Here is a 10,771-nt window from a genome sequence, read left to right as displayed (position 1 = left end):
ATACCGCGCCCGCCGCAGCCACTACCAGCGACGATCCCAACCCACACCATGACCGCCAAGTCCGGCTGGAGTACTAGACGTGGCAACCGGACCCGCGACCCTGTGAGGGAGACCACTTTTCCATTGAAGATCAGCTAGGTCACATTCTGATGTGATCCGTTTCGCCGGCCGTAATAAACGACGCACAATGGCGGATAGGCAACTACGGCAGGCAACGAAGCATTCGACCGGAGCACACGCTGCTACGTCCCTGTGAGGTGATCGGCCGTGAACATTCGAACCATCCTCCATCGTCGGCAGGCGGAATCGGTTCCGTTACTTCCCGATTCGGAATCCGGGCCGTCGGTGGTCGTCCCCTTCCGCAATCACGGCCGGCGATCGCGCCGCAATCTGGCCGAGCGGGAGGAAAGGCTCGAGCGGCTGCTGACGCCGAGCGAACTCGATCTCGTCGAGCACCGCCTGGTGTGATCGATGTGGTGCCCGTAGCGAACATCCTCGGCAACTCGCCGCCGGGGCGCTCATACTTTTCGATGTGACTTCACCAGCTGCCGTCAAACCGGTAATTCTCAGTGTCGACGACGACCCCGGCGTCTCCCGGGCCGTCGTGCGCGACCTGCGGCGGCGATACGGAGCCGACTATCGCATCATGCGCGCGGAATCCGGTGCCTCGGCACTCGACGTCCTGCGCGAACTCAAATTGCGCGGCCAGCCGGTCGCGGTGCTGATCGCCGATTATCGAATGCCGGGTATGGACGGCATCCAATTCCTGGAGAACGCGATCGATCTGCACCCTTATGCGCGCCGGGTGCTGCTGACCGCATATGCGGACACCAATGCCGCCATCGACGCGATCAATGTGGTCGATCTCGACCACTATCTGCTCAAACCTTGGGACCCGCCGGAAGAGAAGCTGTATCCGGTGGTCGACGCGCTGCTGGAATCGTGGCGCGGTGACGACCGCCGCCCGGTGCACGAGACGAAGGTGATCGGGCACCGCTGGTCGGCGCGCAGTTCCGAGGTGCGGGAATTCCTGGCCCGCAATCAGCTGCCGTACCGGTGGTACCTCGCCGACGATCCCGAGGGGCAACGCCTGCTCGAGGCCGCCGGCGCCGATGCCGAGCAGTGCCCTGTGGTGATCGATCCGAGCGGCAATGTGCTGCTGTCCCCGTCGGACAGCGAACTCGCCGGCTGCGTCGGCCTGAGCACAAATCCGAGTGGTGAGTTCTACGACCTGATCGTGGTCGGCGGCGGCCCCGCCGGACTCGGCGCGGCCGTGTACGGCGCCTCCGAGGGGCTGCGCACCGTCCTGGTCGAGCGGACCGCCACCGGCGGGCAGGCCGGGCAGAGCTCCCGGATCGAGAATTATCTGGGCTTCCCGGACGGGCTTTCGGGCGCCCAGCTCGCCGATCGGGCGCGGCGTCAGGCGGTGAAATTCGGCGCCGAACTCATCACCGCCCGCGAGGTGGTCGGGCTGGAGGCGTGCGGTTCCGCGCGGCGGGTGCTCTTCTCCGACGGCTCCTGCGTCAGCGCCCACTCGGTGCTCATCGCCACCGGCGTCAACTACCGGCACCACCCCGCGCCCGGCGTCGACGATTTCACCGGCCGCGGCGTCTACTACGGCTCGGCGATGACCGAGGCGGCCGACTGCGCCGAACGCGAGGTCTACATCGTCGGCGGGGCGAATTCGGCCGGCCAGGCCGCGGTCTTCCTGTCCCGGCACGCCTGCACGGTGCACATCCTGGTGCGCGGCAGTTCGCTGGACCAGTCGATGTCGCACTATCTGATCCAGCAGATCGAGGCCGTGCCGAATATCAAGGTGCACACCAACACCGAGGTGGTGGCCGCCGACGGCAGCGATCACCTGGAACGAATCGTGTTGCGCAACAACGCGACCGGCGCCGAGGACAAGGTCGACGCCGAACGGCTGTTCCTGTTCATCGGCGCGGCGCCCGAAACGGACTGGCTGGACGGACTCGTCGTCCGCGACGAATCCGGCTACGTCCTGGCCGGACCGGATCTGATGGTCGACGGTTCCCGGCCGCCGGGCTGGGAACTGCCCCGCCCGCCCCATCATCTCGAAACCAGCATCCCGGGCGTCTTCGTCGCCGGCGATGTGCGCTCCGAATCGGCGAAGCGGGTCGCGTCCGCTGTCGGCGAGGGTGCGATGGCGGTCATGCTGGTCCACCGATACCTCGCGAAACAATAGGAGGCGCACGTGAGCGACGACAACCGCACGGTCACCGGCTCCCGGACCCTGTGCGATCCCGCGGAATTGCGCACCCTGTTCCTGTTCGAGAAGCTCGACGACGAGCAGCTGGCCTGGCTCTGCCGGGAGGGCCGGGTCGAATACTTCGAGCCGGGTCCGGTCTACCGCGAGGGCGAGCCCGCGACCTGCTTCTACGTCCTGATGGACGGCGAGGTCGTGCTGTCGAAACTGTCGGCCGGCGAGGATCTCGAACTCGTCCGCACCGACCACCGCGGCTCGTACGCCGGCGCGTGGACCGCGTATATGGGTGAGCGGGCCGACCAGAACTACACCGGCTCGCTGACGGTGACGAAACCGTCGAAGTTCTTCGTCCTGGACGCGGACACCTTCGCGCGGATGATGCGGGAATGGTTCCCGATGGCCCTGCATCTGCTGGAGGGCGTGTTCTTCGGCAATCGCAACACCAACGAGATCATCGGCCGGCGGGAACGACTGCTGGCGCTGGGCTCGCTGTCGGCCGGTCTCACCCACGAGCTGAACAATCCCGCGGCGGCCGCGGTGCGGGCCACCTCCTCGCTGCGGGATCGGGTCGCCGGGATGCGGCACAAGCTGAAGATGATGGCGCACGGCAAGTTCGACTCCGCCGCGCTCGAGGCGCTGGTGCAGCTTCAGGAGGAGGCCGCCACCCAGGTGGCCAAGGCGCCGACCCTCACCGCGATGGAGGCCGCCGACCGCGAGGACGAACTCGGTGACTGGCTCGCCGATCACGGCATCGCCAACGGCTGGGATTTGGCCCCGAACTTCGTTCAGGCCGGCTTCGACATCGACTGGCTGGAGAAGGTCGCGGGCACTCTCGAACACTGCGACGACGGAGTCTTCGAGGGCGCGATCCGCTGGCTGAACTACACCGTCGAAACCGAATTGCTGATGAACGAGATCACCGATTCGACCGGGCGCATCTCCTCGCTCGTCCATGCGGCCAAGCAGTATTCGCAGATGGACCGGGCTCCGTTCCAGGTGGTCGACATCCACGAGCTGCTCGACAGCACGCTGGTGATGCTGGCCCGCAAGATCGGCGACGACATCTCGGTCGTCAAGGAGTACGACCGCGCGCTGCCCGAGGTCCCTTGCTACGCAGCGGAATTGAACCAGGTGTGGACCAACCTCATCGACAACGCGGTGGCGGCGATGAACGGGTCCGGCACGCTGACGGTTCGTACCTATCGGGAAAGCGACTGTGCCGCAGTGGAGATCGGCGATACCGGGCCGGGTGTCCCGGAGGCGTTGCGGGACAGGATCTTCGAGCCCTTCTTCACCACGAAACCGGTCGGTGAGGGCACCGGACTCGGCCTCGACATCTCGTTCCGCATCGTGGTGAACAAACACGGCGGCGATATCCGGGTGGAGTCCACGCCGGGTGACACCCGATTCATCGTGCGGTTGCCGCTGGAGGCGGTCTCCGGACGCGGTTCGGCCGCCGCCGGGGCCGAATCGTAAGGGCGGCAATTCGATCCGGTCCCCGCCGCGAGGCGGGGGTTTTCAACGGCCGATGTGGCCGGTACGCTGCGAGCCGCGCCGGAGGCATCCGGCGCGCGCCGGAGGAGATTCGGCGTTGCCGGACCACTCGGGGGTTACGCACGAGATGAAACGACTGACCGTGACGGCCGTCGCGCTGGGCGCACTGACCATCGGCCTCACCGGCTGCGGCGGCGACCATGCGTCCAGCGATGCCAACGGCCTGCGCAGAAACGGCTCGGCCGTCGCGACCTCGGCCTCGGCCCCCGCCTCGTCCACCGCCCCCGCGCCGGCGACGCCCACCGAGGCGCCCGGCACCACCGCGCATCCGGAGAACTCGGGACTGGGCCCGGCCTCGCAGACCACCTGCGGCGAGTTCCGCAAACTCGATATCGAGGGTGAAAAGTCCCTGATGGACCGCATTTTGGCGGAGAACCCCGGCTCGAAGTTCGACGGCAGCCCGAATGTGGCGCTGGGGACCGCGAAACTGGTGTGCCTGTCCAAGAGTGAGGCCGACAAGCCCGTCGCGGTCGCCATCGGGATGGTCACGGAATAGCTCCGGGCCCGGCCTGTGCTGGGCCCGCCGCCGCCGACCAGCGAGCCCGGCTGTCCCACATCACCTGGCCGAAACGCGACCCTGGGGCCGACGGCGAGTAGTCTCGCCCTCGATCACCGGGCCGGCACTGGAGGGCGGAGCGGATGGACGATACGGGTCTGGCCGAATTCCAACGCCATCGTTCCCGCCTGTTCGCACTCGCCTATCGCATGCTCGGCTCGGCGAGCGAGGCCGAAGACGCCGTCCAGGAGACCTATCTGCGCTGGGAGGCCACCGAGCGCGCCGACATTCGGTCCGCCGAGGCCTGGCTGACCACGGTCGTGGTGAATCTGTGCCGGAGCTGGCTGGAGTCGGCGCGCACACGCCGCGAAACCTATGTCGGCCCCTGGCTGCCGGAACCGGTGCCGACCGGCGGGGGCGAGCTCGGTCCGATGGAATCCGCGGAGCAGCGCGAACTCGTCTCGCTGGCGATGCTGACGCTGCTGGAACGGTTGTCGCCCGCCGAACGCGCCGTTTTCGTGCTGCGCGAGGCCTTCGGTTACGCCCATCGCGAGATCGCCGACATGCTCGAGTTGTCGGAGGCGAATTCGCAGCAGCTCTACCGCCGTGCCCGCATGCACGTCCGCAGCGAACACACCCGGTTCGACGCCGAACCCGCCCGCGCCCGGGAACTGTTCCAGCGCTTCCTCGTGGCCGCCCGGGCCGGCGATATCGCTGCGCTGGAACAGATGTTCACCGCCGATATCGTCTCGGTCGCCGACGGTGGCGGCAAGATGAGCGCGGCCCGCCGGCCCGTGGTCGGGGCGGCCCGGGTGGCGCGCTATCTGGCCGGGCTGTTCCACCGCGAGGTCGAGGACCTCGAACTGAGCATCGAGGAGGTCAACGGCGCACCGGCCGCCGTGGCCCGGGTCCACGGTGACCTGCTGTTGATCGGCGCGGCCGACGTGGACGGTGAGCGGATCTCGGCGATCCGGATCCTGGTGAATCCCGACAAACTCGCGTACTTCGGTCGCTTCCCGGCGCCGGCGGAGGCCGATCGCCTCGGGTAGTGATGCGGAACACAGCAGCTCGTTGTCAGGGATCGGCGAGCTGTCCGGTCTGAAGGGTGTCGGCCTCGAAAAGGAGTCACCCATGAATGCACATCACACCGCATCCCACCGAATCCTCGTGCTGGGCGCCGGCTACGCCGGCCTGGCCGCGGCGGGCAGACTCTGCAAATCCCGCGGCGCGCAGATCACGGTCGTGGACAGCCGTGCGGAAATGGTCGAGCGCGTGCGGCTGCATCAGCTCGCCGCCGGGCAGACGATCGCGCGCCAGGATCTGCGGACCATGCTGGAACGCAAGGGCGCCCATTTCGTCCGTGGCCGGGTTACCGCGATAGATACTGCGGCACAAGAGGTTTCGATGTCCGATGGTTCGGTGCTGGGTTACGACACGCTGGTGTACACCCTCGGCAGCGCCGCGGATACCGACAGCGTTGCGGGCGTGCGAGATCACGCCCATCCGATCGCGACACTCGAGAACATCGTCGCGCTGCCACCGCTGCGTGGTCGTGTCGCGGTGGTCGGCGGCGGTGCGACCGGCATCGAGACCGCGGCCGAGCTCGCCGAATCACATCCGGAACTGTCGGTGGCGCTGGTGAGTTCGGAGCAGCCGGGCTATTGGCTCTCCGATCGCGCGCAGCGGCATATCGCCGCCACCCTGGAGCGGCTCGGCGTCGAGGTGCACGCGGGCGCCAAGGTCGTCGAGGTCGCGGCGGACGGCGTGCGGCTCGCCGACGGTGGCCACATCGACGCCGAAACGGTTTTGTGGACAACGGGTTTCACCACCAGCGACCTCGCCGCCCGTGCCGGGCTGGCGGTCGATGCGCGCGGTCGCGTCCTGGTGGATGCCACGCTGCGCACCTCCGACCCGCATATCTACGCCGCGGGCGATTGCGCCGCGATCACCGGACCGGGCGGGCGCGAACTGCGGATGGCCTGTGCGACGGCGCTGCCGACCGGATCCCATGCCGCGCGGTCGGCGCTCGCCCGGATGCGCGGCGCGGAGCCGGACGATCTGCGTTTCCGCTACGTCCTGCAGTGCATCAGTCTCGGGCGCCGCGACGCGGTCGTGCAGTTCGTCCGCGCCGACGACGCCCCGACGCCGCGTGCCCTGACCGGTCGTCCGGCCGCGGTGGTGAAGGAGATGATCGTGCGCGGCGCGGCGATGCAGGCGCGTCCCTGAATTGTCGTCAACCAATGGTTGACTAACATATGACAGTCAACCTAGCGTTGACGTATGACCGAACGTATCCGCCTCGACGATCTGATCGAAGGCATCAAACGCGCCCGGCCCGACGACGTCCTGGAACAACTGTCCGACGCCATCGTGGTCGCCGAACATATGAGCGAGGTGGCCGATCATCTGATCGGCCACTTCGTCGACCAGGCCCGCCGCTCGGGCGCCTCCTGGACCGATATCGGCCAGAGCATGGGCGTCTCCAAACAAGCCGCGCAGAAGCGTTTCGTGCCGAAACCGGGTGATCCCGCGATGGATCCGAATGCCGGGTTCGCGCGCTTCACGCCCCGCGCGCGCAATGTGGTGATGGCCTCCATGGAGGAGGCTCGGCGCGCGGGCAACGCGGAGATCCAGCCCGAACATCTGGTGCTCGGACTGCTCAGTGAGCCGGGCGCGCTGGCCGCACACGCCATTGTCGCCAAGGGAGTCTCGCTGGACGCGGTGCGCCGGGTGGCGACAGTGGCGCTGCCGGCGGCGGTGGACGAGGTTCCCGCCCTCATCCCGTACACCGCGAGCGCCCGCAAGACGCTGGAGCTGACCTTCCGCGAGGCGCTTCGGCTCGGCCACAACTACATCGGCACCGAACACCTCCTGCTCGCGCTGCTCGAGCAGGAGGACGGCAGCGGCGTGCTGTCGGGACTCGGCTTGACCAAGACTGATATCGAACGCGATCTGGTCGCCCAGCTCGCCCAGTTCATGCCGCCGAATCCGGTGGATGCACCCCAGCCGCCGCCCGCGCCGGCTCCGCCCGCGCCACCCGCTCCGCCGCAGCCGCCGGCCCCGCCGAGTGCCTGATCGATGCTCGCCGGCGTCCCGATCCGGCGCGGCGCGGCCGTCGTCGCGATATCCGGCCCGGCGCGACTCGCCGCGTCGCGGCCGGTTCCGCGGCCCGGAATGCGCCTCCCGAATCCGCAGAGTCCGTGCCCGATTCCGCGGTGGCCACGCCGTGCCCGCTCACTCATCGATACGGCTGTGAAGTTGTGGGGCTGATGAGGTGATCGGTGGTCCGGATACGATATTGCTATGGCGGATGGATCGGATTCCGACCTGATCGCGGGGGAACTACGCGCAGACCTGCTGCGCGCGCTGTCCTATGTCGAAACCGAGGACGGCCCGGACGGCAGCTACATCGTCAACGGCGATCTGCCGCCCGAGGTGGCGCCTCCGTTCATCCGGGCGATCATGCGAATCGAGGCGGAACTGCTGCTTCACGACGCCGAGCAGGTGACCGTGGAACGCGGCGAACCGCGCAGTCCGGAGGAGCGCCGCACCGACGCCTTCGTCGCCCTGGCGCTGCGGGTCACCGACGATACGTGAGCGTGCCCGCCCGGATATCGCACCGTGCAGCCGATATCGCCGATTGCGAACGGTGCGGCCATCGGGTCCGTAACCTTGCACTCGGTACCGTCGAGTGCTAGAAAGGTCCTGGCACTCTCGACCAGTGAGTGCTAGGTCGGGCAGGTGAGACCGGGTTCCCAGACACCCTCGGTCGTCCGTCGCGGGCACCGTACCTGGCCAGCGTAATGGGGCGATCCAACCTGCGGTCGCTCTGTGTGTCAGCCCCATATACATGTGGAGGATCTCAACGCAATGGCCAAGACAATTGCGTACGACGAAGAGGCCCGTCGCGGTCTCGAGCGGGGACTGAACAGCCTCGCCGACGCGGTCAAGGTGACGCTGGGCCCCAAGGGTCGCAACGTTGTCCTGGAGAAGAAGTGGGGCGCCCCCACGATCACCAACGATGGTGTGTCCATCGCCAAGGAGATCGAGCTGGAGGACCCCTACGAGAAGATCGGCGCCGAGCTGGTCAAAGAGGTCGCCAAGAAGACCGACGATGTCGCCGGTGACGGCACCACCACCGCTACCGTGCTCGCCCAGGCGCTGGTGCGCGAGGGCCTGCGCAACGTCGCGGCCGGTGCGAACCCGCTGGGCCTGAAGCGCGGCATCGAGAAGGCCGTCGAGGCCGTCACCGCCAAGCTGCTCGACACCGCCAAGGAGGTCGAGACCAAGGAGCAGATCGCTGCCACCGCGGCCATCTCCGCCGGCGACGCGTCCATCGGTGAGCTGATCGCCGAGGCCATGGACAAGGTCGGCAAGGAAGGCGTCATCACCGTCGAGGAGAGCAACACCTTCGGCCTCCAGCTGGAGCTGACCGAGGGTATGCGCTTCGACAAGGGCTACATCTCGGGCTACTTCGTCACCGACGCCGAGCGTCAGGAAGCGGTCCTCGAGGACCCCTACATCCTGCTGGTCGGTTCCAAGGTGTCGACCGTCAAGGACCTGCTGCCGCTGCTGGAGAAGGTCATCCAGGCCGGTAAGCCGCTGCTGATCATTGCCGAGGACGTCGAGGGCGAGGCCCTGTCGACCCTGGTCGTGAACAAGATCCGCGGCACCTTCAAGTCCGTCGCCGTCAAGGCCCCGGGCTTCGGCGACCGCCGCAAGGCGCAGCTGGCCGACATCGCCATCCTCACCGGTGGCGAGGTCATCAGCGAAGAGGTCGGCCTGAACCTGGAGACGGCCACCGTCGACCTGCTGGGCACCGCCCGCAAGGTCGTGGTGACCAAGGACGAGACCACCATCGTCGACGGTGCCGGTGATGCCGACGCCATCGCGGGTCGCGTCGCCCAGATCCGCACCGAGATCGAGAACTCGGATTCGGACTACGACCGCGAGAAGCTGCAGGAGCGCCTGGCCAAGCTGGCCGGCGGTGTTGCGGTGATCAAGGCCGGCGCCGCCACCGAGGTGGAGCTCAAGGAGCGCAAGCACCGCATCGAGGACGCGGTGCGCAACGCCAAGGCCGCCGTCGAAGAGGGCATCGTCCCCGGTGGTGGTGTGGCGCTGCTGCAGGCCGGCCCGGCGCTGGACGACCTGAAGCTGACCGGTGACGAGGCCACCGGCGCGAACATCGTGAAGGTGGCGCTGGCCGCGCCGCTGAAGCAGATCGCCTTCAACGCCGGCCTCGAGCCCGGCGTGGTCGCCGAGAAGGTCGCCAACCTGCCGACCGGCCAGGGCCTCAACGCCGACTCCGGCGAGTACGAGGACCTGCTGGCCGCCGGTGTCGCCGACCCGGTCAAGGTCACCCGTTCGGCGCTGCAGAACGCCGCGTCGATCGCCGCGCTGTTCCTCACCACCGAGGCCGTCGTGGCCGACAAGCCGGAGAAGGCCGCCGCTCCCGTCGGCGACCCGACCGGTGGCATGGGCGGCATGGACTTCTGAGTCCTGCCTTCCGGCAACACCTTTCGAACCGGTAGCCGGTCCGCCTTCGGGCGGGCCGGCTACCGGCGTTTCGGCGGTACGAACGTCTGCGTCGGCTGTCGAATGTAGCGGTTATCGGTCATATTTCCCCTAACTTGCAGTCTCGCAAGGGCTTTCGGGACACCCGGCCTGGACAACACCGGTTGTGGAACGCATTCTTTTCGGTTGGCTTCATCCGGAAGCCTTCGATAGGGGAAAAACACCATGTTGTCGATGGGCAAGCTTGCCCTGGGATTCGTCGCGACCACCGCGACGGCCTTCGTCGTCGCGGGAACCGGTTCGGCGGCGGCGGAGCGGGGGCCGGACGGCCACCTGTACGGCGCGTTCGCCATCTCCTACGAAATGGACGACGGCTGGCACATCGGAAGTGTCGTCAACGCGCCCGATCAGGACACGGCCGACTGGGATGCGGTGGACGTGTGCGGGTCGAAGGGGGCTCCCGGTTGCGCGACCATCCTTCGCTTCGTCGACGGATGCGGGGCGGTCGCCAGGCGTGACGACGTTCATACCGTCGGAACCGGTGCCACCCTGCAGGAGGCCGAGCGCAACGCCATCGCGGCGCTGGGCCCGGATCGCCCGCCGACCCTGAGTTCGGACGGTTCGGGTCCCGCCGTCATCAGCGCGTCGCGCTGCAACGGCTGACCCGCAGCCGAAATCGTCGCGTATCCCCGAGACGCGTATCGCGAATAGCGATCGGAAGCCGGTCCCGCCCCCACCGCGGGCCGGCTTCCGGCATTTCGGGGCGGGCTTCGGCCGACGGTCGGAATTTCTCGCCGGACGCCGATGTTGTGGATGGTGTTGCGAGCGCATCCGATGTGCGTCGTCAGGCCGGATGACCAGGCGATTTGACTTCGAATGCGGTTGGCACGTAACTTATTCCAGGTCAGAGCGACACGGACACCGACCCGGAGCCGAGAGGCCCGGGACAACGAGGTCGGACGAGGAGCGCCTGACAATCA

Annotated in this window: 10 protein-coding genes; all 10 read left to right on the top strand. The window is 67.7% G+C overall.

The genetic code is table 11. The features are described from left to right. Positions 1-267 precede the first annotated feature (267 nt). On the top strand, positions 268-468 hold the full coding sequence (locus A5789_RS32735; protein ID WP_064903485.1) for a hypothetical protein: 201 nt from the start codon (positions 268-270) through the stop codon (positions 466-468). Positions 469-532: 64 nt separating this feature from the next. Beyond that, on the top strand, positions 533-2,206 hold the full coding sequence (locus A5789_RS32730) for an FAD-dependent oxidoreductase (RefSeq protein WP_063015217.1): 1,674 nt from the start codon (positions 533-535) through the stop codon (positions 2,204-2,206). Positions 2,207-2,215: 9 nt separating this feature from the next. After that, positions 2,216-3,703: an ATP-binding protein gene (locus tag A5789_RS32725; RefSeq protein ID WP_064903483.1), complete on the top strand. Its 1,488-nt coding sequence runs from the start codon at positions 2,216-2,218 to the stop codon at positions 3,701-3,703. 145 nt (positions 3,704-3,848) lie between these two features. Next, entirely contained in the window at positions 3,849-4,277 is a 429-nt protein-coding gene (locus tag A5789_RS32720) for a hypothetical protein (protein WP_063015215.1), read from the top strand. A 143-nt stretch (positions 4,278-4,420) separates the two neighbouring features. Continuing rightward, positions 4,421-5,326, top strand: coding sequence for an RNA polymerase sigma-70 factor (locus A5789_RS32715; RefSeq protein WP_063015214.1), 906 nt, complete (start codon positions 4,421-4,423; stop codon positions 5,324-5,326). Positions 5,327-5,408: 82 nt separating this feature from the next. After that, positions 5,409-6,503 carry an NAD(P)/FAD-dependent oxidoreductase gene (locus A5789_RS32710; RefSeq protein ID WP_064903488.1) on the top strand — a complete coding sequence of 365 codons (1,095 nt, stop codon included), beginning with the start codon at positions 5,409-5,411 and terminating at the stop codon, positions 6,501-6,503. Positions 6,504-6,557: 54 nt separating this feature from the next. Continuing rightward, positions 6,558-7,352, top strand: coding sequence for a Clp protease N-terminal domain-containing protein (locus A5789_RS32705; protein WP_082941115.1), 795 nt, complete (start codon positions 6,558-6,560; stop codon positions 7,350-7,352). A 228-nt stretch (positions 7,353-7,580) separates the two neighbouring features. Continuing rightward, complete coding sequence (locus tag A5789_RS32700; protein WP_030516558.1) at positions 7,581-7,874, top strand: hypothetical protein; 294 nt, start codon at positions 7,581-7,583, stop codon at positions 7,872-7,874. A gap of 273 nt (positions 7,875-8,147) precedes the next feature. Further along, entirely contained in the window at positions 8,148-9,773 is a 1,626-nt protein-coding gene (gene groL, locus A5789_RS32695) for a chaperonin GroEL (RefSeq protein ID WP_036506233.1), read from the top strand. Between the two features lie 252 nt (positions 9,774-10,025). After that, positions 10,026-10,454, top strand: a complete 429-nt coding sequence (locus tag A5789_RS32690; RefSeq protein ID WP_193615577.1) for a DUF4189 domain-containing protein — start codon at positions 10,026-10,028, stop codon at positions 10,452-10,454. The last annotated feature ends 317 nt before the right edge of the window (positions 10,455-10,771 follow it).

Origin of the sequence: Nocardia sp. 852002-51101_SCH5132738 (genome assembly GCF_001665695.1) — a bacterium.
Lineage (GTDB): Bacteria > Actinomycetota > Actinomycetes > Mycobacteriales > Mycobacteriaceae > Nocardia > Nocardia nova.
The sequence above is the reverse complement of the archived record's forward strand: the minus strand, read 5'-3'. Positions and strand labels throughout refer to the sequence as shown.

Excerpts from the sequence above, each read along its gene's own strand:
- A5789_RS32720 (WP_063015215.1), top strand. The coding sequence starts at position 3,849 with ATGAAACGACTGACCGTGACGGCCGTCGCGCTGGGCGCACTGACCATC.
- A5789_RS32715 (WP_063015214.1), top strand. The coding sequence starts at position 4,421 with ATGGACGATACGGGTCTGGCCGAATTCCAACGCCATCGTTCCCGCCTG.
- A5789_RS32710 (WP_064903488.1), top strand. The coding sequence starts at position 5,409 with ATGAATGCACATCACACCGCATCCCACCGAATCCTCGTGCTGGGCGCC.
- A5789_RS32705 (WP_082941115.1), top strand. The coding sequence starts at position 6,558 with ATGACCGAACGTATCCGCCTCGACGATCTGATCGAAGGCATCAAACGC.
- A5789_RS32700 (WP_030516558.1), top strand. The coding sequence starts at position 7,581 with ATGGCGGATGGATCGGATTCCGACCTGATCGCGGGGGAACTACGCGCA.
- groL (WP_036506233.1), top strand. The coding sequence starts at position 8,148 with ATGGCCAAGACAATTGCGTACGACGAAGAGGCCCGTCGCGGTCTCGAG.
- A5789_RS32690 (WP_193615577.1), top strand. The coding sequence starts at position 10,026 with ATGGGCAAGCTTGCCCTGGGATTCGTCGCGACCACCGCGACGGCCTTC.